The 26,143-nt window shown below is 59.8% G+C and carries 23 protein-coding genes; 15 read left to right on the top strand and 8 right to left on the bottom strand.

Translation table 11 applies throughout. The features are described 5' to 3' along the window. Positions 1-68: 68 nt before the first annotated feature. Both dapC and GBC55_RS19485 read left to right on the top strand, forming a co-directional pair. Positions 69-1,268, top strand: a complete 1,200-nt coding sequence (gene dapC, locus GBC55_RS19490) for a succinyldiaminopimelate transaminase (RefSeq protein WP_162440137.1) — start codon at positions 69-71, stop codon at positions 1,266-1,268. A gap of 165 nt (positions 1,269-1,433) precedes the next feature. Continuing rightward, positions 1,434-2,162 carry a peptidase M12 gene (locus GBC55_RS19485; RefSeq protein WP_162440136.1) on the top strand — a complete coding sequence of 243 codons (729 nt, stop codon included), beginning with the start codon at positions 1,434-1,436 and terminating at the stop codon, positions 2,160-2,162. Positions 2,163-2,170: 8 nt separating this feature from the next. On the opposite strand, the gene GBC55_RS19480 is transcribed toward GBC55_RS19485, so the two are convergent. Then, entirely contained in the window at positions 2,171-3,802 is a 1,632-nt protein-coding gene (locus GBC55_RS19480) for a Na+/H+ antiporter (protein ID WP_162440135.1), read from the bottom strand. Between the two features lie 282 nt (positions 3,803-4,084). Between GBC55_RS19480 and GBC55_RS19475 the strand changes: the two genes are divergently transcribed. The 4 genes from GBC55_RS19475 (at position 4,085) to GBC55_RS19460 (ending at position 7,314) form a co-directional block, all read left to right on the top strand. Continuing rightward, a complete protein-coding gene (locus GBC55_RS19475; protein ID WP_010462846.1) occupies positions 4,085-4,447 on the top strand; it encodes an ArsC family reductase in 363 nt (120 codons plus the stop codon). Between the two features lie 33 nt (positions 4,448-4,480). Beyond that, positions 4,481-5,515, top strand: coding sequence for a 2,3,4,5-tetrahydropyridine-2,6-dicarboxylate N-succinyltransferase (gene dapD / locus GBC55_RS19470; RefSeq protein ID WP_162440134.1), 1,035 nt, complete (start codon positions 4,481-4,483; stop codon positions 5,513-5,515). Positions 5,516-5,701: 186 nt separating this feature from the next. Further along, a complete protein-coding gene (locus tag GBC55_RS19465) occupies positions 5,702-6,907 on the top strand; it encodes a cysteine desulfurase (RefSeq protein WP_162440133.1) in 1,206 nt (401 codons plus the stop codon). After that, positions 6,904-7,314 (top strand): SufE family protein, encoded by a 411-nt coding sequence (locus GBC55_RS19460; RefSeq protein WP_162440132.1) that lies wholly within the window; start codon positions 6,904-6,906, stop codon positions 7,312-7,314. Before GBC55_RS19465 ends, GBC55_RS19460 begins: the two co-directional genes overlap by 4 nt. A 145-nt stretch (positions 7,315-7,459) precedes the next feature. On the opposite strand, the gene tcdA is transcribed toward GBC55_RS19460, so the two are convergent. Then, positions 7,460-8,278 carry a tRNA cyclic N6-threonylcarbamoyladenosine(37) synthase TcdA gene (gene tcdA, locus GBC55_RS19455; protein WP_162440131.1) on the bottom strand — a complete coding sequence of 273 codons (819 nt, stop codon included), beginning with the start codon at positions 8,276-8,278 and terminating at the stop codon, positions 7,460-7,462. A gap of 225 nt (positions 8,279-8,503) precedes the next feature. Here tcdA and GBC55_RS19450 point away from each other — a divergent pair, with 225 nt between their 5' ends. The 4 genes from GBC55_RS19450 to GBC55_RS19435 all read left to right on the top strand — a co-directional run bounded on the left by GBC55_RS19450 (position 8,504) and on the right by GBC55_RS19435 (position 13,700). Then, on the top strand, positions 8,504-11,092 hold the full coding sequence (locus tag GBC55_RS19450; RefSeq protein WP_162440130.1) for a glycosyltransferase: 2,589 nt from the start codon (positions 8,504-8,506) through the stop codon (positions 11,090-11,092). 187 nt (positions 11,093-11,279) lie between these two features. Continuing rightward, positions 11,280-12,431, top strand: a complete 1,152-nt coding sequence (gene dapE / locus GBC55_RS19445) for a succinyl-diaminopimelate desuccinylase (protein WP_162440129.1) — start codon at positions 11,280-11,282, stop codon at positions 12,429-12,431. Then, positions 12,431-13,240 carry a putative RNA methyltransferase gene (locus GBC55_RS19440; RefSeq protein WP_162440128.1) on the top strand — a complete coding sequence of 270 codons (810 nt, stop codon included), beginning with the start codon at positions 12,431-12,433 and terminating at the stop codon, positions 13,238-13,240. The genes dapE and GBC55_RS19440 overlap by 1 nt, the downstream gene beginning before the upstream one ends. An 82-nt stretch (positions 13,241-13,322) precedes the next feature. Beyond that, a complete protein-coding gene (locus tag GBC55_RS19435) occupies positions 13,323-13,700 on the top strand; it encodes a hypothetical protein (RefSeq protein ID WP_162440127.1) in 378 nt (125 codons plus the stop codon). A gap of 225 nt (positions 13,701-13,925) precedes the next feature. On the opposite strand, the gene GBC55_RS19430 is transcribed toward GBC55_RS19435, so the two are convergent. Further along, the gene (locus GBC55_RS19430) at positions 13,926-14,135 is read right to left on the bottom strand and encodes a cold-shock protein (RefSeq protein ID WP_150687717.1); all 210 of its coding nucleotides are present in this window, start codon (positions 14,133-14,135) and stop codon (positions 13,926-13,928) included. 166 nt (positions 14,136-14,301) lie between these two features. On the opposite strand from GBC55_RS19430, the gene plsB reads away from it, so the two are divergent. The 3 genes from plsB to GBC55_RS19415 are packed head-to-tail and all read left to right on the top strand — an operon-like array spanning position 14,302 to position 17,971. Continuing rightward, positions 14,302-16,803, top strand: coding sequence for a glycerol-3-phosphate 1-O-acyltransferase PlsB (gene plsB, locus GBC55_RS19425; RefSeq protein WP_162440126.1), 2,502 nt, complete (start codon positions 14,302-14,304; stop codon positions 16,801-16,803). Positions 16,804-16,856: 53 nt separating this feature from the next. Then, positions 16,857-17,255 carry a YbaY family lipoprotein gene (locus tag GBC55_RS19420; RefSeq protein ID WP_162440125.1) on the top strand — a complete coding sequence of 133 codons (399 nt, stop codon included), beginning with the start codon at positions 16,857-16,859 and terminating at the stop codon, positions 17,253-17,255. 26 nt (positions 17,256-17,281) lie between these two features. Beyond that, positions 17,282-17,971, top strand: coding sequence for a DUF4197 domain-containing protein (locus GBC55_RS19415; RefSeq protein WP_162440124.1), 690 nt, complete (start codon positions 17,282-17,284; stop codon positions 17,969-17,971). Between the two features lie 95 nt (positions 17,972-18,066). On the opposite strand, the gene GBC55_RS19410 is transcribed toward GBC55_RS19415, so the two are convergent. Both GBC55_RS19410 and GBC55_RS19405 read right to left on the bottom strand, forming a co-directional pair. Then, on the bottom strand, positions 18,067-21,132 hold the full coding sequence (locus GBC55_RS19410; protein WP_162440123.1) for an efflux RND transporter permease subunit: 3,066 nt from the start codon (positions 21,130-21,132) through the stop codon (positions 18,067-18,069). Positions 21,133-21,138: 6 nt separating this feature from the next. Beyond that, positions 21,139-22,239, bottom strand: coding sequence for an efflux RND transporter periplasmic adaptor subunit (locus GBC55_RS19405; protein WP_162440122.1), 1,101 nt, complete (start codon positions 22,237-22,239; stop codon positions 21,139-21,141). A gap of 93 nt (positions 22,240-22,332) precedes the next feature. Here GBC55_RS19405 and GBC55_RS19400 point away from each other — a divergent pair, with 93 nt between their 5' ends. Continuing rightward, positions 22,333-22,977 (top strand): TetR/AcrR family transcriptional regulator, encoded by a 645-nt coding sequence (locus GBC55_RS19400; protein WP_162440121.1) that lies wholly within the window; start codon positions 22,333-22,335, stop codon positions 22,975-22,977. A gap of 114 nt (positions 22,978-23,091) precedes the next feature. Here the strand turns inward: GBC55_RS19400 and GBC55_RS19395 are convergent, their stop codons facing one another. Continuing rightward, positions 23,092-23,871 (bottom strand): class I SAM-dependent methyltransferase, encoded by a 780-nt coding sequence (locus GBC55_RS19395; RefSeq protein WP_178114338.1) that lies wholly within the window; start codon positions 23,869-23,871, stop codon positions 23,092-23,094. Between the two features lie 96 nt (positions 23,872-23,967). On the opposite strand from GBC55_RS19395, the gene GBC55_RS19390 reads away from it, so the two are divergent. Next, on the top strand, positions 23,968-24,591 hold the full coding sequence (locus GBC55_RS19390) for an energy transducer TonB (RefSeq protein WP_194691236.1): 624 nt from the start codon (positions 23,968-23,970) through the stop codon (positions 24,589-24,591). A 3-nt stretch (positions 24,592-24,594) separates the two neighbouring features. Here GBC55_RS19390 and GBC55_RS19385 read toward each other — a convergent pair whose 3' ends face one another. Both GBC55_RS19385 and GBC55_RS19380 read right to left on the bottom strand, forming a co-directional pair. Beyond that, positions 24,595-25,290, bottom strand: coding sequence for an extensin family protein (locus tag GBC55_RS19385; RefSeq protein WP_162440809.1), 696 nt, complete (start codon positions 25,288-25,290; stop codon positions 24,595-24,597). Between the two features lie 2 nt (positions 25,291-25,292). Then, positions 25,293-26,114 (bottom strand): isocitrate lyase/phosphoenolpyruvate mutase family protein, encoded by an 822-nt coding sequence (locus GBC55_RS19380; protein WP_162440808.1) that lies wholly within the window; start codon positions 26,112-26,114, stop codon positions 25,293-25,295. Between the last annotated feature and the right edge of the window lie 29 nt (positions 26,115-26,143).

Below are 26,143 nucleotides of genomic sequence, written 5' to 3'. Positions count from 1 at the left end.
CGCTTCGCAGCCCAGCGGGGATAAATCCCCTCGCCACAGGGGTCACTTCCGGATTGAACGAGACCAGCATGAACAACGCACTGAACCAGCTCCAGCCTTACCCTTTCGAAAAGCTCCGCGCCCTGCTCGGCAGCGTTACGCCAAACCCGGACAAGCGCGCCATCGCCCTGTCCATTGGCGAGCCCAAGCACCGTTCTCCGAGCTTCGTCGCCGAGGCTTTGGCAAGCAATCTGGATCAGATGGCCGTATACCCTACAACCCTCGGCATACCGGCTTTGCGTGAAGCCATCACGGCCTGGTGCGAGCGTCGCTTCAGCGTGCCGACTGGCTGGCTCGACCCGGCACGCAACGTGTTGCCGGTCAACGGTACCCGGGAGGCGCTGTTTGCCTTCACGCAAACCGTCGTCAACCGTGGCGAAGACGCCCTGGTCGTCAGTCCGAACCCGTTCTATCAGATCTACGAAGGCGCGGCGTTTCTCGCCGGAGCCAAGCCACACTATTTGCCCTGCCTTGACGAAAACGGTTTCAACCCGGATTTCGAGGCGGTATCCCCGGACATCTGGAAACGCTGCCAGATCCTGTTCCTGTGCTCCCCAGGCAATCCGACAGGAGCGTTGATTCCGGTCGACACCCTGAAAAAACTCATCGCCCTGGCTGACGAATACGATTTCATAATTGCCGCGGACGAGTGCTACAGCGAACTGTACTTCGACGAGCAAACCCCACCGGCTGGCCTGCTCAGTGCGTGTGTGGAACTGGGTCGCAAGGACTTCAAACGCTGCGTGGTGTTCCACAGCCTGTCCAAGCGCTCCAACCTGCCGGGCCTGCGTTCGGGCTTCGTGGCCGGTGATGCGGACATTCTCAAAGGCTTCCTGTTGTATCGCACCTACCATGGCTGCGCGATGCCGGTTCAGACCCAACTTGCCAGTATTGCCGCGTGGAATGACGAAGCGCATGTACGCGCCAACCGTGACCTCTATCGCGAGAAGTACGACGCTGTGCTGGAAATTCTCAGCCCGGTCATGGACGTGCAGCGCCCCGATGGTGGTTTTTACCTGTGGCCAAATGTTGAAGGTGATGACGAAGCGTTTTGCCGCGACCTGTTCCGCGAAGAGCATGTGACCGTGGTGCCCGGGTCTTATCTGTCCCGCGAGGTAGACGGTTTCAATCCAGGTGCAGGCCGAGTGCGCCTGGCACTTGTAGCGCCGCTGGCAGAATGTGTCGAGGCAGCAATGCGCATTCGTGCATTCATTACCGGCCAACAATAAATAACACGTCCCGTGCTGTGCAATGCAGACACGGGACTTTCCTCAATATCAGCTTACAACACCACCCACCCCTCTACCCACATCAATACTATCCTGAACTTTGACTTCATAAGATCATGCCTTCTGGAACGAGGCAGACTGTTTTAATTGACAAGGATGTAACTTATGCACAGCGAACAGTTCGTTAAATTAATACAACCCCTTAGTACACTAGCGTCATATGACATGGCGATAAAAGAAACGCCCAACAATGCCGAACCCACGTCACCCGGCAAGCGAAGCAAACGCGCTGTCGGCACCTACAGCAAGTTTTGGGACAATGGCCGAACCCTGACCGTTTCCTTCATGGAAACGCTACCTGACGAACTGGAATATCGAGTAGAAAGAATCATCAGACAGTGGGACCCACACCACAGCCTCGCGGTCGATTTTGTAAAGAATCGCCCAGCCGACATCCGGCTTTACCTGAGTGGAAAGCACAATGAATCCTACCTGGGTACTGATGCCTTGATAGCACCTCCCGATCAACCCACTCTGCTCGTCGCATCGAAACCGGACCATTGGTCTTTTGAGCGCACATTACTGCATGAGTTTGGTCACGTACTGGGTTTGGAGCACGAACATCTGCACCCCCATGCCAGAATTCCCTGGAACAAGGAAAAGGTCTATGACTACTACCGCGATACTCAGGGCTGGAGCAAAACAGACGTCGATATCAATCTATTCAACGTCAGCAAAGACCCGCGCACTCACACAGGAACCTACGATAAACATTCGATCATGCACTACAGCATTCCGAACGAACTCACCTACGGAGACTGGCAAGTAGGTAACAATCTGGTAATCAGCGAACAAGACAAGATCAATATAAGAACGATATATCCCCGCCTCTAACCAGTTCATTATTTAATTTGCCCCAAGTTTGCTTCACTCAGATCCAGTTCCCCAAGCACCTCACGCAATACATCATCACCAATCTGGTGGTGACGGCTGAGTTTGTACAACTCCAGGCGCTGCGCTCGCAGCGCCTTCAATCTCATGCGTCGCTCCAGCAAATCCATCTGGAATGCTAGTGCCTGAGCTTCTGCCGAATCGTTGAACACGTCCAATTGATGCCGGTACTCGGACATGATCCGCGCCCTCAATTCAGCCGCCAACGCTGTTTCGGCAGCATCCTGGGGATTGACCTCCTCTGACTCGAGCGCCTGAATCGCGGCTTCAGCCGTTTTGCGCCACGCGTCACGCACTTCACTGCGCCGTTTGTCGTCAGGGCTGACTTCAATGCCCCGCAGCAAAAGCGGCAACGCGATGCAGGCGGCAACCAACGACAGCAAAATCACCCCGGCAGCGATGAAAATCAGCAAATCACGCTCAGGAAAAGCCTCTCCCCCCATCAACATTGGCACCGACAGCACACCCGCCAGTGTCACCGCCCCTCTTACTCCGCCAACGGTCAGCAACCAGCAGGATCGGGCGGTAGGCACTTGGGTCATTTCATCCTTACCGCGCCACCGACGCAGCAGTCCGGAAAAGCGCCACGTGCTCTGCACCCAGACAAACCGCAACACCAGCAGCACCAGAAATATCGCCACGACGTCCAGGCAGCGATAAAGCAAGGTTGGCCACAACGATGTCTCATGGCTGGCCACCGCCTTGATGATGTCTGGCAACTGCAAGCCCAACAGCAAAAAGATCAAGCCGTTGAACGCGAACTCCAGTAATGACCAGACACTACGATTAAGCAGCCTAGTACTGGTCTGCCGAGGCAACAGGTCGAGCCAGCTCTGCATCATCCCTGCCGCGACGGCCGACAGGATGCCCGACGCCCCCAGTCGTTCAGCAAGTACGTAAGCCGCAAACGGCAGCAACAACATGAACACCACATGCGTTGCGGGGTCGTCCCAGCCGCGAGCAATCATCCAGGACCGCAAACGCCCCACCAGCCAACTTAGCGCCACGCCGACGGCCAGCCCACCGATCGCCACCAGCACAAACGTCAGGCTTGCATTGGCCAACGAGAAAACGCCGGTCACTGCTGCGACCAGGGCAAACTTGAACGTCACCAGACCCGAGGCGTCGTTCATCAGCGCTTCACCCTGCAGCATGTGCATCAACGGCGTTGGCAGGCGATTACGGGAAATCGCCGACACCGCCACGGCATCTGTCGGTGACAGCACCGCCGCCAATGCGAATGCCACCGGCAGCGGAATGCTCGGCAACAGCCAATGAATGAAATATCCGGCGCCCACGACGGTAAACAGCACCAGTCCCACGGCCAGCATCAGAATCGGCCCGCGCAGCCGCCACAGTTCACGCTTGGGCATGCGCCAGCCGTCCGAGAACAGCAGCGGCGGCAAAAACAAAAATAGAAACAATTCAGGATCCAGCGCCACATGCAAACCCAGTGTCGGCCAGGCCAGCAGGGCTCCAGCGCCAATTTGCACCAGCGGTAACGGCAGCGGGATGACTCGCCCCACCAGGCGTGAAACGCTCACCAGCATCAGCAGAATCAGGACGGTATAGGCGGTTTGCATAAAACGGGGTTCCCGGACATTCGACAGCATTGAAGTGCCATATTAGCCGCTTAGACTGGCGGCTGGCCGTTGTACCAATGTCGCATCGCGAGTATCAGCCTGTCTGATATCCCTGTACGAGCGAGCTTGCTCGCGATCGCGATGGGTCAGTCAATATCGATGTTGGACGGTTACATCGCCACCGCGAGCAATCTCACTCCCACAGGGTTTTGGGTATTAACTGAAGGGTCATGGCATAATCCTTCACCTTTTTTTTCCAGCACCTGTAAAGGGGGCAATTCCTTGACCGTTTCAAGTAAAACGTTGCACCTTTTCGGCATCAAAGCCTGCGACACCATGAAAAAGGCGCGCACCTGGCTCGATGAACACGCTGTCAGCTATGACTTCCATGATTACAAAACGGCCGGTATCGACCGTGAACACCTGACCCAGTGGTGTGATGAGCACGGCTGGCAAGTGGTGTTGAACCGTGCAGGCACGACCTTTCGCAAACTCGACGACGAACGCAAAGCCGATCTCGACCAGGCGAAAGCCATCGAACTGATGCTCGCACAACCTTCGATGATCAAGCGCCCGGTGCTCGATCTCGGTGACCGTACCCTGATTGGCTTCAAGCCAGATATCTACGCGGCAGCGCTCAAGTAAGCCAGCCCGTTCAATTTTGTTAGAGGTATTCACATGTCCACTACCCTGTTCAGCCTGGCCTTTGGTGTCGGCACTCAAAACCGTCAAGGCGCATGGCTGGAAGTGTTTTACGCGCAGCCACTGCTCAATCCGTCCGCCGAACTGGTTGCCGCCATTGCGCCAATTCTGGGTTACACCGCAGGCAACCAGGCCATCACGTTCACCACCGCCCAGGCCTCGCAACTGGCTGAAGCCGCCAAAGGGGTCGACGCGACCCAGGCCGCACTGCTGACCCGCCTGGCCGAAAGCCACAAACCGCTGGTTGCCACCCTGCTGGCCGACGATGCGCAACTGACCTCGACGCCTGAGGCTTACCTCAAACTCCACCTGCTGTCCCATCGCCTGGTCAAGCCACACGGCCTGAACCTGGCCGGCGTGTTCCCGTTGCTGCCGAACGTGGCCTGGACCAGCCAGGGTGCGATCGACCTGAGCGAACTGGCCGAGCACCAACTTGAAGCGCGTCTGCGCGGCGAACTGCTCGAAGTGTTCTCGGTGGATAAATTCCCGAAAATGACCGATTACGTGGTTCCGGCCGGCGTGCGTATCGCTGATGCCGCCCGTATTCGTCTGGGCGCTTATGTCGGTGAAGGCACGACCGTGATGCACGAAGGTTTCGTCAACTTCAACGCAGGCACCGAAGGCCCGGGCATGATCGAAGGCCGCGTGTCGGCTGGCGTTTTCGTCGGCAAGGGTTCGGACCTGGGTGGCGGTTGCTCGACCATGGGTACCTTGTCGGGCGGCGGCAACATTGTGATCAAGGTCGGCGAAGGCTGCCTGATCGGCGCCAATGCCGGTATCGGTATCCCGCTGGGCGACCGCAACACCGTTGAATCGGGCCTGTACGTCACCGCTGGCACCAAAGTCGCGCTGCTGGACGAGAACAACCAGTTGGTCAAAGTCGTCAAGGCCCGCGAATTGGCTGGTCAGCCGGACCTGCTGTTCCGCCGCAATTCGGAAACCGGTGCCGTGGAGTGCAAAACCCACAAATCGGCGATCGAACTGAACGAAGCGTTGCACGCTCACAACTAAGCGCCGAAGGCACCTGTGGTAGCGAGCTTGTGTGGCGAGGGAGCTTGCTCCCGCTCGGCTGCGAAGCAGTCGCAAAACTTTTGGGGCCGCTTCGCGGCCCAGCGGGAGCAAGCTCCCTCGCCACGCAACCTCACTCCCCCAAGGTCCGGTGTACACCCCGCCCATGTTTAGCAGGGCCCGAACAACATGATGATTCCCTCTCCCTGGCGCGCCGACTTTCCGGCCATCGCTGCGCTGCAACGGCAAGACCAGACCTATCTGGACAACGCCGCCACCACCCAAAAACCTCAAGCACTGCTGGATGCTCTGGCGCATTACTACGCCAATGGCGCGGCCAACGTGCATCGGGCGCAACACCTGCCCGGCGCCCACGCCACCCAGGCGTTCGAGGACAGCCGTAGTAAAGTCGCCCAATGGCTGAATGTCGGCGAATGCGGGCAAATCATTTTCACCCACGGCGCAACGTCTGCGCTGAACCTCCTGGCCTATGGCCTCGAACATTTATTCCGACCGGGCGATGAGATTGTCATCAGCGCCCTGGAGCATCACGCCAATCTGCTGCCGTGGCAGCAACTCGCCCTGCGTCGTGAACTGAAACTGGTGGTCTTGCCGCTGGATGCCGACGGTTTGATTGACCTTGCAGCCGCCGCACAGCTGATCAACCCACGCACCCGCTTGCTGGCAGTCAGTCAGCTGTCCAATGTGCTCGGCGCCTGGCAACCGTTGACCTCGTTGCTGGCCATGGCCAAGGCGCACAATGCGCTGACCGTGGTCGACGGTGCCCAAGGCGTGGTGCATGGTCGCCATGACGTGCAGGCGCTGGGCTACGATTTCTATGTGTTTTCCAGCCACAAGCTCTACGGACCCGATGGCCTGGGTGTGCTGTTCGGGCGCACTGAAGCCCTTGAACAGCTGCGGCCCTGGCAGTTCGGCGGTGAAATGGTGCTGGACGCCAATTACCACGACGCCCGCTTCCGCTCGGCGCCGCTGGGTTTTGAAGCGGGCACACCACCGATTGCCAGCGTGATTGGCCTGGGCGCGACGCTGGATTATCTTGCCGGGCTCGATCAAGACGCGGTATCCGCCCACGAAGCGGCGCTGCATGAGTATCTGCTCAAGGGCCTTGAGGCACGCAACGGCATTCGCCTGTTGGGTAAACCGCAGCTGGCACTGGTCAGTTTTGTCGTCGAAGGCGTGCATAACTCCGATGTGGCCCATCTGCTGACAGAGCAAGGCATCGCCGTACGCGCAGGCCATCACTGCGCCATGCCTTTGTTGAAAAGCTTTGAACTGGCCGGAGCGATCAGGGTGTCGTTGGCGCTGTACAACGATTCCGAAGACCTGGAACGCTTCTTTGAGGCGCTGGATCAGGCGCTGGAGATGCTGCGATGAGTTTGCCTGCTGATGCGGTTACTGCGCTGGACACTTTTCAGAATGCGGCTGGCTGGGAACAACGCGCGCGACTGCTGATGCAATGGGGCGACCGCCTGCCCGCACTGAGCGATGCAGACACGGTTGACGCTAATCGGGTGCATGGCTGTGAAAGCCAGGTGTGGCTGGTAGCTACGCTCGTCGACGGGCACTGGCAGTTTGCGGCGAGCAGCGATGCGCGATTGATTCGCGGGTTGGTGGCGTTGTTGCTGGCTCGGGTCAATGGTTTGTCGGCGGCAGAGCTGCAGCAGGTGGATTTACCAGAGTGGTTCAATCAGTTGGGGTTGAGCCGGCAACTCTCCCCGTCTCGAAGTAACGGCCTCAATGCCGTACTGCAGCGAATGAATGAACTTGCTGCAACCCTGTAGGCCCGATCGCTGCCAGGTATGTAGCAGCTGCCGAGGCACGAGGCTGCGTTGGGCTGCGCAGCGGCCCCGAGGGCAGTCCTGCGGACACGCAACGCAGCCTCGTGCCTCGACAGCTGCTACACGGCTGAGCGTATGGAACTCGATGTCAGGCTTGAGGCTTAACCCGATCCGCCGGCCGCCGCACCCCTGCCACAATCTTGTCCACAGCCTTGGTCGCCGCGACCATGCCGAACGTCGCCGTCACCATCATCACCGCGCCAAACCCGCCCGCGCAGTCCAGCTTCACGCCATCCCCGACGAAACTCTTCTGCAGGCAAATGCTGCCATCCGGTTTCGGGTAGCGCAGTTGCTCGGTCGAGAACACGCACGGCACGCTGTAGTGGCGGGTCACGGTGCGGGAGAAGTTGTAATCGCGGCGTAGCGTTGAACGCACTTTCGAAGCCAGCGGGTCATTGAATGTGCGGTTCAAGTCGCAGACTTGAATCAGCGTCGGATCAATTTGCCCACCCGCTCCACCGGTCGTGATGATCTGGATCTTGCGACGCTTGCACCAGGCGATCAACGCCGCCTTGGCATTCACGCTGTCGATGCAGTCGATCACGCAATCGATGTTCGGCGTGATGTATTCGGCCATGGTTTCCCGGGTCACGAAGTCCGCCACCGCATGCACGGTGCACTCGGGGTTTATGCCGCGCAGACGCTCAGCCATGACCTCGACCTTGGGTTTGCCCACGGTGCTGTCCAGCGCATGCAGCTGCCGGTTGGCGTTGCTGACACAGACATCGTCCAGGTCAAAAAGGGAAATCTCGCCCACACCACACCGCGCGATGGCTTCCGCCGCCCAGGAACCGACGCCGCCGACGCCGACGATCGCCACATGCGCCGCGCGCAGACGTGCGAGACCTTCGATGCCATACAAACGGGCGATGCCTGCAAAACGCGGATCTTCTGTACTCATGACCATTACCCCAAAAACCGGCGCGCATTATAGGGCTTCGCAGCGACAAGTTTTAAGCTTAAGGCTACAAGTGTAAGAACTTATGTGAAAGTGCAGTGCCAAAAGTCAGGCATTTCCCTGTTCGCTGTACGGTCAGTGAACGCCCGGTGTAGGATGCGCGCCCCTGCTCTTAGGCAGCCCCGTCACCGCCAAAACCTTCGTTCCACAGCCATTTTGGAACCTGAAATAGCCATGTCATCGCGTAAATTTGGACTCAACCTGGTCGTGGTGCTCGCCATCGCAGCCTTGTTTACCGGCTTCTGGGCACTGATCAATCGCCCGGTCACTGCCCCTAACTGGCCTGAACAGATCTCCGGCTTTTCCTACTCGCCGTTTCAGCAAGGCCAGTACCCACAAAAAGACCAGTACCCGACCGACGAGGAAATGCGTCGCGATCTGGAGATCATGAGCAAGCTGACGGACAACATCCGGACTTACTCGGTAGACGGCACATTGGGTGATATCCCCAAGCTGGCGGAAGAGTTCGGCCTGCGCGTGACGCTAGGGATCTGGATCAGCCCGGACGAGGAACGCAATGAACGAGAAATCCTGCGTGCCATCGAAATCGCCAACACCTCCCGCAGTGTGGTTCGTGTGGTTGTAGGCAACGAGGCGATCTTTCGTAAGGAAATTACCGCCGCGGAACTGAGCGTAATTCTGGACCGCGTCCGCGCGGCCGTAAAAGTCCCGGTGACCACCTCCGAGCAATGGCACGTCTGGGAAGAACACCCTGAACTGGCCAAGCACGTTGACCTGATTGCTGCCCACGTCCTGCCGTACTGGGAGTTCATCCCGGTGGACAAAGCCGGCCAGTTCGTCCTCGATCGCGCTCGCGACCTGAAGAAGATGTTCCCGAAAAAACCGCTGCTGCTATCGGAGGTTGGCTGGCCGAGCAACGGACGTATGCGCGGCGGCACCGACGCCAGCCCGGCGGATCAGGCGATTTACCTGCGCACCCTGGTTAACAAACTCAACCGCCAAGGCTTCAACTACTTCGTGATCGAAGCCTTCGACCAGCCGTGGAAAGCCAGTGACGAAGGTTCGGTAGGCGCGTACTGGGGCGTGTTCAACGCCGCACGCCAACAGAAATTCAACTTCGAAGGCCCGGTGGTAGCGATCCCGCAATGGCGTGTGCTGGCGATCGGTTCTGCAGTCCTGGCCTTGCTCTCGCTGACCTTGTTGATGATCGACGGTTCGGCCCTGCGCCAACGGGGCCGCACCTTCCTGACCTTCATTGCGTTCCTGTGCGGTTCGGTGCTGGTATGGATCGGTTACGACTACAGCCAGCAATACAGCACCTGGTTCAGCCTGACGGTGGGGTTCCTGCTCGCCCTCGGTGCGCTCGGTGTGTTTATCGTGCTGCTGACCGAGGCCCACGAACTGGCCGAAGCGGTCTGGACGCACAAGCGTCGAAGAGAATTCCTGCCCGTAGTGGGGGATTCGGATTACAGACCCAAAGTCTCGATTCACGTGCCTTGCTACAACGAGCCGCCGGAGATGGTCAAACAGACCCTCAACGCCCTGGCCAATCTCGACTATCCGGATTTCGAAGTCCTGATCATCGACAACAACACCAAGGATCCGGCGGTCTGGGAACCGGTGCAGGCCTACTGCGAAACCCTCGGCCCGCGCTTCAAGTTCTTCCACGTCGCCCCGCTGGCCGGTTTCAAGGGTGGCGCGCTGAATTACCTGATCCCGCATACCGCCAAAGATGCTGAAGTGATTGCGGTGATCGACTCGGACTACTGCGTAGACCCGAACTGGCTCAAGCACATGGTGCCGCACTTCGCCGACCCGAAAATCGCCGTGGTGCAATCGCCACAGGATTATCGCGACCAGAACGAAAGCACGTTCAAAAAGCTCTGCTACGCGGAATATAAAGGCTTCTTCCATATCGGCATGGTCACCCGCAACGACCGTGACGCGATCATCCAGCACGGGACCATGACCATGACCCGGCGCTCGGTGCTGGAGGAATTGGGCTGGGCCGATTGGTGCATCTGTGAAGACGCCGAGCTCGGTCTGCGGGTGTTCGAGAAAGGCCTGTCAGCGGCGTATTACCACACCAGCTACGGCAAGGGGCTGATGCCCGATACCTTTATCGACTTCAAGAAACAGCGTTTCCGCTGGGCCTATGGCGCGATTCAGATCATCAACCGTCACACCGCCAGTCTGTTGCGCGGCAAGGACACCGAACTGACCCGCGGCCAGCGTTATCACTTCCTCGCGGGCTGGTTGCCGTGGGTCGCCGACGGCATGAACATCTTCTTCACCGTGGGCGCCCTTTTGTGGTCCGCGGCGATGATTATCGTGCCGCAGCGCGTCGATCCACCGTTGCTGATTTTCGCGATCCCGCCCTTGGCGCTGTTCGTGTTCAAGGTTGGCAAGATCATCTTCCTGTACCGTCGCGCGGTCGGGGTCAACCTCAAGGATGCGTTCTGTGCAGCCCTGGCTGGGCTGGCGTTGTCGCACACCATCGCCAAAGCGGTGCTGTACGGTTTCTTCACCAGCAGCATTCCGTTCTTCCGCACACCGAAAAACGCCGACAATCATGGCTTTTGGGTCGCGATTTCCGAGGCGCGTGAAGAAGTGTTCATCATGATGCTGCTGTGGGGCGCTGCGCTGGGAATCTTCCTGGTGAACGGCTTGCCGAGCAACGACATGCGCTTCTGGGTGACCATGTTGCTGGTGCAGTCGCTGCCGTATCTGGCGGCGCTGATCATGGCGTTCCTGTCTTCGCTGCCGAAACCGGCGGCGGAGCCTGAGCCGGCAACGGCGTAATCCTTTATTGGATAACGTCAAACGGCGGCCTTCGGGCCGCCGTTTTGCTTTAGAATGATCGCCCTTTTCCACTGTAGGAGCTGCCGCAGGCTGCGATCTTTTGATCTGGTTTTTCAAAAAGCAAAATCAAAAGATCGCAGCCTGCGGCAGCTCCTACAGGTTTACCGTGCACACCTCGGAGTTTTTCATGACGGCCCACGCCGACCTTTCGCCGACCCTTCAACTCGCCATCGACCTGATCCGTCGTCCGTCCGTGACGCCGGTCGACGCCGATTGCCAGAAGCAGATGATGCAGCGCCTGGGCGACGCCGGTTTCAAGCTGGAACCGATGCGCATCGAGGATGTGGATAACTTCTGGGCGACTCACGGTAAACATGACGGCCCGGTGCTGTGCTTCGCCGGTCACACCGACGTCGTGCCGACCGGCCCGGTGCAGGCCTGGCAGATCGACCCGTTCAACGCACTGATCGACGAGCACGGCATGCTCTGTGGCCGAGGCGCGGCGGACATGAAAGGCAGCCTTGCGGCCATGACCGTGGCGGCCGAGCGTTTCGTCACCGACTACCCGGACCATAAAGGGTCCGTGGCTTTCCTCATCACCAGCGACGAAGAAGGCCCGGCGCACCACGGCACCAAAGCCGTGGTCGAACGCCTCGCTGCGCGCAACGAGCGTCTGGACTGGTGCATCGTCGGCGAACCGTCGAGCACCACGCTGGTCGGTGACGTGGTCAAGAACGGTCGTCGCGGCTCCCTCGGTGCCAAATTGACCGTACGCGGTGTGCAAGGTCACGTGGCCTACCCGCACCTGGCGAAAAATCCGATTCACCTCGCCGCCCCGGCCCTGGCTGAACTGGCCGCCGAGCATTGGGACCACGGCAACGATTTCTTCCCGCCGACCAGCTTCCAGATTTCCAACGTGAATTCCGGCACGGGCGCCACCAACGTGATTCCGGGTGATCTGGTGGCGGTGTTCAACTTCCGTTTCTCGACCGAGTCGACCGTTGAAGGCCTGCAGAAACGCGTCGCCGACATCCTCGACAAGCACGGCCTGGACTGGCACGTCGATTGGGCGCTCTCCGGTCTGCCGTTCCTGACCGAGCCGGGTGCGCTGTTGGATGCCGTGGCGTCGAGCATCAAGGACGTCACCGGTCGCGAGACCAAAGCGTCCACCAGCGGCGGTACGTCTGACGGTCGTTTCATTGCGACCATGGGCACGCAAGTCGTCGAACTGGGTCCGGTCAACGCCACGATTCACCAGGTCAACGAGCGCGTACTTGCCGCCGATCTCGACGTATTGACCGAAATCTACTACCAGACCCTGATCAAGTTGCTCGCTTGATGCTGGCCTGCCCGATCTGCAGCGAACCGCTGAATGCGGTGGACAACGGCGTGGCGTGCCCCGCCGGCCATCGTTTCGACCGCGCGCGGCAGGGTTACCTGAACCTGCTGCCGGTGCAGCACAAGAACAGCCGCGACCCTGGGGATAACCTGGCGATGGTCGAAGCCCGGCGCGATTTCCTCAACGCCGGCCATTACGCGCCGGTGGCCAAGCGTCTGGCGGAGTTGGCGGCGCAGTACGCGCCGCAGCGCTGGCTGGACATTGGTTGTGGCGAGGGTTACTACACCGCGCAAATCGCCCAGGCCTTGCCGAATGCTGACGGCTACGCGCTGGATATTTCCCGTGAAGCGGTCAAACGCGCCTGCAAACGTAACCCGCAGTTGACCTGGTTGATCGCCAGCATGGCCCGCGTACCGTTGGCTTCAGGCAGTTGCCAGTTTCTCGCCAGCGTTTTCAGTCCTCTGGACTGGGAAGAAGCCAAGCGTTTGCTGAGCCAGGGTGGCGGGTTGATGAAAGTCGGACCGACCAGCGGGCATCTGATGGAATTACGCGAGCGGCTGTACGACGAAGTCCGTGAATACACCGACGACAAGCACCTCGCGCTGGTGCCGGAAGGCATGGCGCTGCAGCACAGTGAAACCCTGGAATTCAAACTGACCCTGGAAAAGGGTCAGGACCGGGCGAACCTGTTGGCGATGACACCTCACGGCTGGCGCGCCAGCGCTGAGCGTCGAGCGGCCGTCATCGATCAGGTCGAGCCGTTCGAAGTCACTGTTTCCATGCGCTACGATTATTTCGTGCTGCAATAACCTTTAATTTTTGGTCTTGAGCAATGGCTTGAGGCCGGCTAAATCCGCGAATGGATTTTTCAGACCCGCAGTGAGGACATCCATGCGCCAACCCGATATCGAGATTTACCTGAAAGACGCTGACGTCGACTACAAGGCCATCGCAGCCTGGCTCGGCGCCGCGCTGGGCCCGTGCACCGACTGGGTACAGAAAGGCCAGACCTACAAGTGCAAGGCAGGCAATGTGCCCGTCACCTGGCTGCCGAAAGCCGTCGGAAAATGGAACAGTCTGTACCTGGAAAGTGACCAGACCCCGTGGGAAGACGACATCGCCTGCGCCCGCGCTGCGTTCGCCGCGCTGAACGTCGAAGTACGTTGCGCTCCGGGTACCTGGGTCGAGGAAGAAGGCGAGGAAACCGCAGATCGCTGGATGCGCATCAGTGCCGATGGTGAAGAAGAGATCACCTGGAAAACTGTTTAAGCGCTTCAACACCGCACTATTGGCATACCCTGATGACATGCCAAAAGGAGATCATTGTGGGAGGGGGCGTGGCGAGGGGATCAGCGAAACGTCGCACCGCCCCGTTGCCCCGTTGGGTGGCGCAGCCGCCTCAAAACATGAGGCCTGCTTCGCAGTCCAACGGGGATAAATCCCCTCGCCACAGCCCGCTCCCACAGTGGGTTTGTGTGATCCGGGCGGTCGTGTTTACAGCCCCACCACATCCTCAGCCTGCAACCCCTTCTCCCCCGTCACCACCGCATATTCAACCTGCTGACCTTCAGCCAGCGAACGGTGACCTTCGCCGCGGATCGCGCGGTAGTGCACGAACACGTCCACCCCGTCTTCGCGCTGAATAAAGCCGTAGCCCTTGGCGTCATTGAACCACTTCACATTGCCGGTCTCGCGCGCAGCCATAACTCAGTACCCCTTCTTTTTATTGTTGAGCGGGCGAGTATATGACAGACGCAAAAACTCTCAACTCAAGTTTACTTAGCCGCTTTTTTGCCGATTTTCGATGAATCCGGCACACTATCCACCGCCCGAGCACCTGCTCGGTTTTATTCACTCATGCAGAAGCCGTATGACCCGCTCCCCGTTCCGTCGTCTTGTGTTTGGCACCTTGCGCCGACTGCTGTACCTCTGGGTTCGCTCGGAGACGATCAACCAGTCGTCCTTTACCCTCAACCTCGACCGCAGTCGTCCGGTGTTCTACGTCCTGCAAAACCCTTCGCTGACCGACCTTGCCGTGGTCGATACCGAATGCACCAAAGCCGGCCTGCCGCGCCCGGTGCTGCCCGTATCGGTGGGCAACCTGCTGGAACCTGCGGCGTTCTTCTACCTGACGCCGGAACCGGACTGGCTTGGCCGTCAGGACAAACGCGGCGCACCGCCCACCCTCACCCGCCTGGTCAGCGCACTGAGCCAGAATGCCGCCGAAGATGCGCAGATCATTCCGGTCAGCGTGTTCTGGGGCCAGTCGCCGGACAGTGAGTCGAGCCCGTGGAAACTGCTGTTCGCGGACAGCTGGGCGGTCACCGGGCGATTGCGTCGCCTGCTGAGCATCATCGTGTTGGGGCGCAAGACGCGCGTGCAGTTCTCCGCGCCTATCCACCTGCGCGAACTGATCGATCACAACAAAGGCCACGAACGCACCGTGCGCATGGCCCAGCGCATCCTGCGGGTGCACTTTCGCAACCTGAAAGCCGCCGTGATCGGTCCCGACATTTCCCACCGTCGCAACCTGGTCAAAGGCTTGCTCAACCAGCCGCTGGTGAAACAGGCAATCTTCGACGAAGCCGAGCGCGAAAACATCTCGCCCGAAAAAGCCAAGGCGCAGGCCCTGCGTTACGGCAACGAGATTGCCTCGGACTACACCTACACCGCGATCCGCTTCCTCGAAGTGGTGTTGAGCTGGTTCTGGAACAAGATCTACGACGGAATCAAGGTCAACCACATCGAAGGTGTGCAGAAGGTCGCCCAGGGCCACGAGGTCATCTATGTCCCCTGCCACCGCAGCCATATCGACTACCTGCTGCTGTCGTACCTGCTGTTCCGCAATGGCCTGACGCCGCCGCACATCGCCGCCGGCATCAACCTGAACATGCCGGTGATTGGCAGTCTCTTGCGCCGTGGCGGGGCGTTTTTCATGCGCCGTACGTTCAAGGGCAACCCGCTCTACACCTCGGTGTTCAACGAATACCTGCACACGCTGTTCACCAAAGGTTTCCCGGTTGAGTACTTCGTTGAAGGCGGCCGCTCGCGCACAGGGCGCATGCTGCAACCGAAAACCGGGATGCTTGCGATCACCCTGCGCAGCTTCCTGCGCTCCTCGCGCATGCCGATCGTTTTTATTCCGGTGTACATCGGTTACGAGCGTGTACTGGAAGGCCGGACTTACCTGGGCGAACTGCGTGGCGCCACCAAGAAGAAAGAATCGATCTTCGACATCTTCAAAGTCATCGGCGCCCTCAAGCAGCGCTTTGGTCAGGTGGCGGTGAACTTCGGTGAGCCGATCAAACTCGCGGAATTCCTCGACAGCGAACAGCCAGACTGGCGCCAACAGGAATTAGGGCCGCAATTCAAACCGGCGTGGCTCAACGAAACCACCAACCGTCTCGGGGAAAAAGTCGCGCAGCACCTGAACGAAGCGGCCGCCATCAATCCGGTCAATCTGGTCGCCCTCGCCTTGCTGTCCACCACCCGCCTGGCCCTGGACGATCGCGCCATGGCGCGCGTACTCGACCTCTATCTGGCGCTGCTGCGCAAAGTGCCATATTCGCCGCACACCACCCTGCCGGAAGGTGATGGACGAGCGCTGATCAAACATGTGAAGGACATGGACCTGCTGTCCGAGCAGAGCGATGCGCTCGGCAAAATTCTGTATCTGGACGAGCAGAATGCAGTCCTGATGACCTATTACCGCAACAACGTACTGCACATTTTTGCCCTGCCGGCGCTGCTCGCGAGTTTCTTCCAGAGCGCGTCACGCATGAGCCGCGAACAGATCCTGCGCTATACCCGGGCGCTGTATCCGTACCTGCAATCGGAACTGTTCATTCGCTGGTCCCTGGACGAGCTGGACGCCGTGGTCGATCAATGGCTCGAGGCCTTCGTTGAACAAGGGTTGCTGCGCTTCGAGAACAACGTGTACCTGCGCCCTGCGCCAAGTTCGCGGCATTTCGTGCTGCTCACCTTGCTGTCGAAGAGCATCGCCCAGACCCTGCAGCGCTTTTACATGACCGTGTCCCTGCTGCTCAACAGCGGCCAGAACAGCATCAGTGCCGAAGAGCTCGAGGACCTGTGCACGGTCATGGCCCAGCGCCTGTCGATCCTTCATGGGCTGAACGCCCCCGAGTTCTTCGACAAGAGCCTGTTCCGCCACTTCATCCAGACGATGCTGGACCTGGACGTCTTGCGCCGCGATGAAGCCGGCAAGCTGAGCTATCACGAGCTGCTGGGCGAATTGGCTGAGGGTGCGGCGAAGCGTGTACTGCCGGCGGAAATTCGCTTGTCGATCCGTCAGGTGGCGTTGCATCGCAGTGAAGATGCGGCGGACCAGATCGCCGTACAACCCGAGATTTGATGAAAACGTGTGGGAGTGAGCCTGCTCGCTCCCACAATGATTGGAGATACCCGATGAAAAAACTCACTCTATTGGCCGCCGCCACCCTGCTGAGCGCCTGTCAGTCGATGGCACCTGCCACCAAAACCAGCCTTGATGGCGAAGTCTTCTACCTTCAACGCATCGCCCTGCCACCGAACGCGACCCTGACGGTGAGCTTGCAGGACGTGTCGCTGGCCGACGCGCCCGCGCTTGTCCTCGATGAACAGAAAGGCCCGGTCAAGGGTCAGGTGCCGCTGCCATTTCATCTCAGCTACGATCCGGTCCAGGTCAATCCTGGCCACCGCTACTCGGTCAGTGCCCGCATCGAAGTGGATGGCAAGCTGATCTTCATCACCACCGAACACCACGCCGTGCAACTGAATGGCAGCGATCCGCAGCCGTTGAAAATCCGTGTCGACGCCGTTCGCTAACGCTATTCAAGTACAAGGAAGCCGCCATGCTCCGCCCCACCCTTCGCTTCGCCGGTCTGTGTGCAGGTTTGCTGATCTGCACCAACGCCCTGGCGCTGTCGCTCAGTGACCTGTCACAAAAAGACGCCACCGGCGGTCTCAAGGATGCCCTGACGCAAGGTGCTCAAGTGGCAGTCAAACAACTTGGCACGCCCGGTGGGTTCAGCAACAACCCCGAGGTCAAAATCGAACTGCCGGGCAAGCTGGGCAAAGTCGCCAGCAAAATGAAACAGTTCGGTATGGGCAGTCAGGTCGATCAGCTGGAAACCAGCATGAACAAAGCGGCTGAAACGGCCGTGACCCAGGCCCAGCCGATTCTGGTGGATGCCGTGAAAAAAATGAGTGTTGAAGATGCCAAAGGCATTCTCAGCGGCGGCAACGACTCCGCCACTCAGTACCTCAACAAAACCAGCCGCGAGCAGATTCGCGCGAAGTTCCTGCCCATCGTCAAGCAAGCCACCGATCAGGTTGGCCTGGCCAAACAGTACAACTCGTTCGCTGGGCAAGCGGCCACCTTGGGTGTGCTGGACGCCAAGAATGCCAACATCGAGAGCTACGTGACCGAGCAGGCGCTGAACGGCTTGTTCGAGATGATCGGCAAGCAGGAAGAAACCATCCGCAACAACCCGGCCGCCGCTGCGACCAGCCTGGCGAAGAAAGTTTTCGGCACGCTGTAAAACGAATCTGCAGGAGCTGCCGCAGGCTGCGATCTTTTGATCTTGTTTATTAAAGCAAGATCAAAGATCGCAGCCTGCGGCAGCTCCTACGGGGGTCAGGTGGTTTCTTTCTTGATTCGGAACCATGCGGCGTACAGCGCCGGCAGGAACAACAGCGTCAATGCTGTCGCCACGATCAGGCCGCCCATGATCGCCACTGCCATCGGCCCGAAGAACACGCTGCGAGACAGTGGAATCATCGCCAGCACCGCCGCAAGCGCGGTCAGCACGATCGGCCGGAAGCGTCGCACAGTGGCTTCGATGATCGCTTGCCAGGGCTTCAGACCAGCGGCGATGTCCTGCTCGATCTGGTCCACCAGAATCACCGAGTTACGCATGATCATCCCGGACAGCGCGATGGTGCCGAGCATCGCCACAAACCCGAACGGCTGTCGGAACACCAGCAAGAACAGGGTCACACCGATCAGTCCCAGTGGCGCGGTGAGGAACACCATCACCGTGCGAGAGAAACTGCGCAGTTGCAGCATCAGCAACGTCAGCACGACCACGATGAACAACGGCACGCCAGCCTTCACCGAGTTCTGCCCCCGTGCAGAATCTTCCACAGTGCCGCCGACATCCAGCAGGTAGCCGTCCGGCAATTCTGCGCGAATCGGATCGAGCGTCGGCATGATCTGCGCAACCAATGTCGCCGGTTGTTCCTTGCCGTAGATGTCAGCGCGGACTGTCACGTTCGGCAGGCGATTGCGGTGCCAGATGATGCCCTCTTCGAAGCCGTACTCCAGGGTGGCGATCTGCGACAGGGCCACACTGCGGCCATTGTCGGTGGGCACTGCGAGGCTTGGCAGCAATGACAACTCGGTGCGCTCGTGCAAGGTGCCGCGCAGCAGAATCTCGATCAATTCATTGTCTTCGCGGTACTGGCTGACACTGGAACCGGTCAGGGAGCTTTGCAAAAACTTCGACAGGTTCGCGGTACTGACGCCAAGCGCCCGGGCACGGTCCTGATCGACGTTCAGGTACACCACTTTGCTCGGCTCTTCCCAGTCCAGATGAACGTTGACCACATGCGGGTTCTCGCGAACCTTCGCCGCGACTTTGCGTGCCAGTTCGCGGACTTCCTCAATGTGTTCGCCGGTCACACGGAACTGCACCGGATAGCCCACGGGCGGACCGTTTTCCAGGCGTGTGACCCGCGAGCGCAACGCCGGGAATTGTTCGTTAAGGGTTTCGATCAGCCAGGTGCGCAGGCTTTCGCGCTCCTCGATGGTTTTGGCCAGGACGACAAATTGCGCGAAGCTCGCTGCCGGCAGTTGTTGATCCAGCGGCAGGTAAAAACGCGGTGAACCGGTGCCCACGTAGGCGACATAGTTGTCGATGCCGGCCTTATCCTTGAGCAGGGTTTCAAGACGTTTGGCCTCCTCGGCGGTGTTGCTCAGCGACGCGCCTTCGGCCAACTTCAGATCGACCATCAACTCCAGACGACCCGATGCCGGAAAGAATTGCTGCGGCACGAAGCGAAAGAGCGCGATGGAGCCGATAAACAACACAATGGTCAGCACGATCACGGTCTTGCGCCAGCGAACACACCACTCCACCAGGCGTCTGACGCGCTGATAGAACGGTGTGCCGTAAGGGTCCGGTTGGCCGGCACCGTGTTTGGCAGCATGAATCTTCGCCAGGTCCGGCAGCAGCTTTTCCCCCAGATACGGCACGAACACCACGGCGGCGATCCATGACGCGATCAACGCAATGGTCACGACCTGGAAGATCGAACGGGTGTATTCGCCCGTCCCCGATTGCGCGGTGGCGATCGGCAGGAAACCGGCCGCCGTGATCAAGGTGCCGGTGAGCATCGGGAATGCGGTACTGGTCCAGGCATAACTGGCTGCCTTGATCCGGTCGAAACCCTGCTCCATTTTGATCGCCATCATTTCCACGGCGATGATCGCATCGTCCACCAGCAACCCCAGCGCCAGCACCAGCGCGCCCAGGGAAATCTTGTGCAGACCGATGCCCAGGTAATACATGCAGGCAAACGTCATCGCCAGCACCAGTGGAATCGCCAGCGCCACGACCATGCCCGTGCGCACGCCCAGGGAGAAGAAACTCACCAGCAAAACAATCGCCAAGGCCTCCACCAGCACCTGGATGAACTCGCCGACGCCGGTTTTCACGGCGGCGGGCTGGTCCGAGACCTTGCGCAGCTGCATGCCCGCCGGAAGGTTTTGCTGGATGCGGTCGAACTCGACTTCCAGGGCCTTGCCCAGCACCAGAATGTCGCCGCCAGACTTCATCGCAACGGCCAGACCGATGGCGTCCTGCGCCATGAAGCGCATGCGCGGCGCGGGGGGATCGTTGAAGCCACGACGCACGTCCGCCACATCGGAGATGCGGAACGTGCGATCACCGACGCGGATCGGGAAGTTTTTTATCTCGTCGACGGTCTGAAAATTCCCCGACACCCGTAGCTGCAATCGCTCGCTGGTGGTTTCGAAGAACCCGGCAGTGGACACGGCGTTCTGCTCTTCAAGGGCTTGCTGCACAGCCCCCAGTGGCAACCCGAGGGTGGCGAGCTTGACGTTGGACAGCTCGATCCAGATTTTCTCGTCCTGCAATCCCAGCAGGTCGACCTTGCCCACATCCTTGACCCGTTGCAGCTGGATCTGGATGCGGTCCGCATAATCCTTGAGCACGGCGTAATCGAAACCGTCACCGGTCAGGGCATAGATGTTGCCGAAGGTGGTGCCGAATTCGTCATTGAAGAAAGGGCCCTGAATACCGGGCGGCAGGGTATGGCGAATATCGCTGACTTTTTTGCGGACTTGATACCAAAGCTCGGGAATGTCCACCGAATGCATGGAATCGCGCGCGATGAACGTCACCTGGGATTCGCCCGGACGGGAGAACGACACGATGCGCTCGTACTCGCCGGTTTCCATCAGCTTCTTTTCAATGCGCTCGGTGACCTGGCGGGACACTTCCTGAGCCGTTGCGCCGGGCCAGTTCGTACGAATCACCATCGCCTTGAACGTGAACGGCGGATCTTCGCTTTGTCCGAGCTTGGTGTAGGAAAGCGCACCGACCACTGCCAGCAAAAGCATCAGGAACAGGACGATCTGGCGATTGCGCAGCGCCCAGGCGGAAAGATTGAAACCCATCGGGACCTACTCCTTGTCCGCCAGATTGACCACACGGTTGGAGCGATCCACCGGGCGCACTTGCTGCCCGTCGTGAAGCACATGAACACCGGCCGCGACCACCCAATCATTGACACTCAGGCCTTCGAGCACCGGTACGGTTTTCTCGCCGAATGCACCGATCCGAACCGGCGTTTTTTTCAGGGTGTTATTGGCACCCAGTACCCAAACGTAAGTAGCACCGTCCTGCGCGGTGACCGCCGAGAGCGGCACCGACAGCGACACCACGTCCGCCGCCTGGATGAATACCCGGGCACTCTGACCCAGTTCGGCAGGTACCTTGCCAGCAGTAAACGCGATACGTGCGGCAAAGGTGCGCGACCTTGGGTCAGCAGCAGGCGACAGCTCGCGGATCCGTCCGGCGAACCGTTGATCCGGTTGCGTCCAGAGTTCCACGGACACCGGCTGGCCCACCTTGAAGCGGCCAAAGTTTTGCTCCGGCAGGCTGATCAGCACTTCACGCTCGCCATCAGTGGCGAGGGTGAACAGGGTTTGCCCGGCCGCCACGACTTGCCCGACTTCCACCGCGCGCTTGGCCACCACACCGTCCTGTGGCGCACGCAGCACGGCGTAGCTGGCCTGGTTGGTCGATACGTTGAATTCGGCTTTGATTTGCTTGAGACGCGCCTCACCGGATCGGTAAAGGTTTTCGGCATTGTCGTACGCCGAACGGCTGATCATCTGACGCTCCATCAGCGTCTTGTAGCGATCACGCTCGGCTCGGACCAGGTTGAGGTTGGCTTCGGCCGCCGCGACCTGGGCGCGGGTGGCTTCCAGTTGCAGGCGCACATCCTGCGGATCGAGTTCCGCCAAGGGCTGATCGGCCTTGACCCGGTCCCCTTCCTCGACCAGTCGTCGGCTGACTTTACCGCCAATGCGAAACGCCAGCTCCGGCTCGTAGCGAGCCCGCACTTCACCGGGATAACTCTCCATGGCCTGCGCCGATGGCTCTGGCTGCACCACCATGGCCGGTCGGATGGTGACCTGGGGCGCCTCTTCGTGCCCACACGCGGACAATAAAAAAGCCAGAGTGACTGGCAACGCGAGGGGCAAGGCATAGCGGAACATGGTGAAGGACCTTTCGCTAATGGTGCTTGGAATAATTATACTGGCCAGTATGTTATTAATAGCAAACTCACCAGTCCAGTATTAAAGCGAAAAATGTCGAACAATCTTTCAGCACCCAATGGTCCGGGCCGTCCCAAGGATCTGGCCAAGCGCCAGGCGATCCTCGATGCGGCGAAAATCCTGTTCCTGAGCAATGGCTATGCGAACACCAGCATGGACGCAGTGGCAGCCGAGGCTGGCGTGTCGAAGTTGACGGTCTACAGCCATTTCAATGACAAGGAAACGCTGTTCTCTGCCGCTGTCGTCGCCAAATGCGAGGAGCAATTACCGCCGGATTTTTTCGAGTTGCCGGACGGCATCGCGGTGGAAAAGGTGCTGCTGAACATCGCGCGCGGCTTTCATCAGCTGATCAACAGCGATGAATCGGTGAACCTGCATCGATTGATCATGACCCTGGGCAGCCAGGACCCGAAACTCTCACTGATTTTCTTCGAAGCGGGACCCGAGCGCATGCTGCATGGCATGGAGCGCTTGCTGGCCAAGGTGGATCAGAGTGGCGCGCTGCACATCGAAAAACCGCGCAACGCGGCCGAGCACTTCTTTTGCCTGCTCAAGGGCGCGGGGAATTTTCGTTTGCTGTATGGCTGTGGTGAGCCGCTGACCGGGGATGCGGCGGAGAGCCATGTGCAGGAAGTGGTGGGGTTGTTTATGCGGGCGTATCGACTGGCGACAGCCTGATAGTTATTGGGTGACTGATCAGGCGCCATCGCGGGCAAGCCCGCTCCCACGATGATCTGTGGTGTGACGCAGACCTTGTGGGAGCGGGCTTGCCCGCGATGGCGTCGACTCGATTTAAGACTTCAGCGCCTTCTTCGGATAAATATCATACCGGCTCGATTTCCCGTCCAGCGCATGGCTCGGCTTCGGCCCCTCGATACACGGTGCCTTGCGCGGACGCTTGACCACCACCCGATGGCTGGCTAACGCTAACGCCGCTTCGAGCAAGGCCGGTGCATCCGGATCGTCCCCTACCAACGGCCGGAACAGGCGCATTTCCTTCTTCACCAACGCCGTTTTCTCACGGTGCGGGAACATCGGGTCGAGGTAGATCACCTGCGGCGGCTCGCCTTCCCAGTTGCGCATCACCTCGATCGAATTGCCCTTGAGCAAACGCATGCGCGCCACAATCGGCGCCACGTCGAAATCTTCAGCACCGCGCAGCAGACCGTCCTCCAGCAAGGCACCGATCAATGGCTGCCGTTCGATCAGGCTCATCTCGCACCCCAGGCTCGCCAGCACGAATGCGTCCTTGCCCAGGCCCGCCGTGGCATCCAGCACGCGAGGCCGCACGCCTTGAGCGATGCCGACTGCCTTGGCAATCATCTGCCCGGTGCCGCCGCCGAACAGCCGGCGATGGGCCGCCCCGCCTTCCACGAAATCCACACGCACCGGCCCCGGGGCGTCCGGGCCCAGCTGTTGAAGCTGCAAGCCCTGCTCCCCGACCTGCAGCGCGAACTCAGCGCCATCCACCTGCATTGGCAAGTCCAGGCGCTCGGCCCATTGTTCGGCCTGTGGCTGATAGATCTCGCTCAGGGCTTGGACATGAATGCGGCAGGCCGCGGGTTGCTCAATCATGGGAAAAAACGCTCAAAAAATTAATGATCGGCAAAAACGGCCGATAACAAAACTATCGAGCATTTTGCCAGAGCTGAGCGTCGACCGAGAGAAATGTCAGACATTCAACCCACCATCACAGGTTTTATCTCGCCCTACGGCGATTACAGCCTGCGAAACTCCCAAGCACTGAGCGGCGTCAGTCACCTCTGGCAGGATTTTTTTGCCCGGGCCCTGGCCGATCAGTCGAAGGAGGCGGTGCTGCCCGCTTCGCTGGATTTCCCACCGGTGGACCTCGACAGCCCGGTCGAACCTACCGTCGGCAGCGACCTGCTGGCGCACATCATGTCCCAGCGTGAATGTGACGTGAAAGACACCGAAGTACGCCCGCCAGAGCCGCTCTTCCTGCCGATTGCCGAGTTCGAGATGGACCTGGCAGACAAGCCCTTCCCACCGTTTCCAGACGACGAAGTTGTGGCTCAGCAGAAACAGCAGGACTTCGAGAGCGGCTGGGTTCGACCGCTCGTGCTCACCGCCGGCCAGCCCTTGCCAGCGCCAGGCCCGGCGCCACAGCCGCGCGCGCTGCACCTGCCAATCGCCGAATTCGAACTCGATCTGCTGGACAAACCGTTCCCGCCGTTTGCGCCGCAGGAGCTGGTTGAACAGCAAAAGAACTTTGACTTCGATATCGGCTGGGCTCGCCCGATCGTCCTGCAAAACCTGCGCATCGCCGCATAGCCCTCAGCGACACACCCACCACGGGCCAACATCGACATGAAAGTGATTGCGATGGGCAGCGTTGTAGTCCGGGCTCAACACCACACTGAACATCTCGCAGGCGCTATCCCGGACCTGGCGTAAAAACCGCGCATCCTGATTGTCCTTCGGCCAATCCTTCAGCACGCTGATCGAGCGACCATCCGCCAGCCGAAAACCGGCAATGTCCAGGGCATCGGCCGATGCGTGCTGACTGCGTCGAGCGTTCTCGCGCCCGTAGACATTGCGGCAGGCAAAACTGCCGAGGTGGTCGACACGCGTCACTGCCTGCCCATAGACGGCTTGAGCCGCAGGCTGCAGGGCGTGGTGCTCGAACAGCGCGTACGAGACGGCCAGTCGGCAACTCGCGAGGAAGCTGCTGCTCAGGGCCGCCTGACCGCCCTGCACACGCAGGGTATTGAGCAGCGGACAGGTCGCGCCGGGGCTGTCGGCTTGTCGACTCACCCGCAGGCCCGAGCTGGCGAGGGCTTGATCACACAGCTGGGGATCATCGCGCAGGCGCATGAGTTTGTAGCGGGTCAACACATTGGGCGCCGCCTTCACGTCCAGCGGCGCCCAAGGGTTCCATTGCGGCGCAAGCGAGATCCAGCCACGCCAGACCCCCACGGCCCCCGCACCGATGATCAACAGCAGCAACAACAGCCACCAGCGAAACCGCACTGTCAGCCTTTGAACAGCTGATTGGCCTTGGCGTAGGGCATGGACCTCGAGGTGAACCCGAATGTGCCTGACGTCTTGATTTCTTCGGCTGCGCGAAAAAATTCGCCATACGCCGCCAGGGCCAGTGCCGAACCGACGCTGATGCGTTTGACGCCCATCTCGCTCAACTCCTCGACCGTCAATTTGAGCCCACCGGACATCAGTACATTGACCGGTTTCGGCGCGACGGCACGGACCACCGCCAGCACATCTTCAGCGCTGCGCAGACCCGGCGCATACAACACGTCGGCGCCCGCCTCAGCAAATGCCTGCAAGCGGCGGATCGTGTCTGCCAGATCGGGATTGCCATGCAGGAAGTTCTCGGCCCGGGCCGTCAGCATGAAAGGAAAAGGTAAACTGCGCGCGGCGGTGACGGCAGCTTTGACACGTGCGACGGCGTGTTCAAAGCAATAGATCGGCGCGTCTTCGCGCCCGGTGGCGTCCTCAATCGAACCGCCGACAGCACCGGCCTCTGCAGCACGCAAAACACTCTGCGCGCATTCAGCAGGGTCGTCAGCGAAGCCGTTTTCCAGATCGACCGCCACCGGAAGGTCCGTCGCCGCAACAATCGCTCGGACATTTGCCAGGGTGTCGTCCAGCGTTAATCCGCCATCGGGGCGGGCGTTGGAGAAGGCGTAACCGGCACTGGTGGTCGCCAGCGCCTCGAAACCCAGGCTGGCGAGCATTTTCGCCGAGCCGGCGTCCCACGGATTGGGAATGACAAAAGCCCCATCACGTTCATGCAGCGCTTTGAACGCTTGGGCTCGAAGGGTTTGCGCATCCATTTGGCAGGCTCCTGAGAAGGACGAAAAAC

It is taken from the genome of Pseudomonas sp. TNT3 (assembly GCF_010095445.2).
GTDB lineage: Bacteria > Pseudomonadota > Gammaproteobacteria > Pseudomonadales > Pseudomonadaceae > Aquipseudomonas.
The sequence above is the reverse complement of the archived record's forward strand: the minus strand, read 5'-3'. Positions and strand labels throughout refer to the sequence as shown.

Excerpts from the sequence above, each read along its gene's own strand:
- dapC (WP_162440137.1), top strand. The coding sequence starts at position 69 with ATGAACAACGCACTGAACCAGCTCCAGCCTTACCCTTTCGAAAAGCTC.
- GBC55_RS19485 (WP_162440136.1), top strand. The coding sequence starts at position 1,434 with ATGCACAGCGAACAGTTCGTTAAATTAATACAACCCCTTAGTACACTA.
- GBC55_RS19480 (WP_162440135.1), bottom strand. The coding sequence starts at position 3,802 with ATGCAAACCGCCTATACCGTCCTGATTCTGCTGATGCTGGTGAGCGTT.
- dapD (WP_162440134.1), top strand. The coding sequence starts at position 4,481 with ATGTCCACTACCCTGTTCAGCCTGGCCTTTGGTGTCGGCACTCAAAAC.
- GBC55_RS19465 (WP_162440133.1), top strand. The coding sequence starts at position 5,702 with ATGATGATTCCCTCTCCCTGGCGCGCCGACTTTCCGGCCATCGCTGCG.
- GBC55_RS19460 (WP_162440132.1), top strand. The coding sequence starts at position 6,904 with ATGAGTTTGCCTGCTGATGCGGTTACTGCGCTGGACACTTTTCAGAAT.
- tcdA (WP_162440131.1), bottom strand. The coding sequence starts at position 8,278 with ATGGTCATGAGTACAGAAGATCCGCGTTTTGCAGGCATCGCCCGTTTG.
- GBC55_RS19450 (WP_162440130.1), top strand. The coding sequence starts at position 8,504 with ATGTCATCGCGTAAATTTGGACTCAACCTGGTCGTGGTGCTCGCCATC.
- dapE (WP_162440129.1), top strand. The coding sequence starts at position 11,280 with ATGACGGCCCACGCCGACCTTTCGCCGACCCTTCAACTCGCCATCGAC.
- GBC55_RS19440 (WP_162440128.1), top strand. The coding sequence starts at position 12,431 with ATGCTGGCCTGCCCGATCTGCAGCGAACCGCTGAATGCGGTGGACAAC.
- GBC55_RS19435 (WP_162440127.1), top strand. The coding sequence starts at position 13,323 with ATGCGCCAACCCGATATCGAGATTTACCTGAAAGACGCTGACGTCGAC.
- GBC55_RS19430 (WP_150687717.1), bottom strand. The coding sequence starts at position 14,135 with ATGGCTGCGCGCGAGACCGGCAATGTGAAGTGGTTCAATGACGCCAAG.
- plsB (WP_162440126.1), top strand. The coding sequence starts at position 14,302 with ATGACCCGCTCCCCGTTCCGTCGTCTTGTGTTTGGCACCTTGCGCCGA.
- GBC55_RS19420 (WP_162440125.1), top strand. The coding sequence starts at position 16,857 with ATGAAAAAACTCACTCTATTGGCCGCCGCCACCCTGCTGAGCGCCTGT.
- GBC55_RS19415 (WP_162440124.1), top strand. The coding sequence starts at position 17,282 with ATGCTCCGCCCCACCCTTCGCTTCGCCGGTCTGTGTGCAGGTTTGCTG.
- GBC55_RS19410 (WP_162440123.1), bottom strand. The coding sequence starts at position 21,132 with ATGGGTTTCAATCTTTCCGCCTGGGCGCTGCGCAATCGCCAGATCGTC.
- GBC55_RS19405 (WP_162440122.1), bottom strand. The coding sequence starts at position 22,239 with ATGTTCCGCTATGCCTTGCCCCTCGCGTTGCCAGTCACTCTGGCTTTT.
- GBC55_RS19400 (WP_162440121.1), top strand. The coding sequence starts at position 22,333 with ATGTCGAACAATCTTTCAGCACCCAATGGTCCGGGCCGTCCCAAGGAT.
- GBC55_RS19390 (WP_194691236.1), top strand. The coding sequence starts at position 23,968 with ATGTCAGACATTCAACCCACCATCACAGGTTTTATCTCGCCCTACGGC.
- GBC55_RS19380 (WP_162440808.1), bottom strand. The coding sequence starts at position 26,114 with ATGGATGCGCAAACCCTTCGAGCCCAAGCGTTCAAAGCGCTGCATGAA.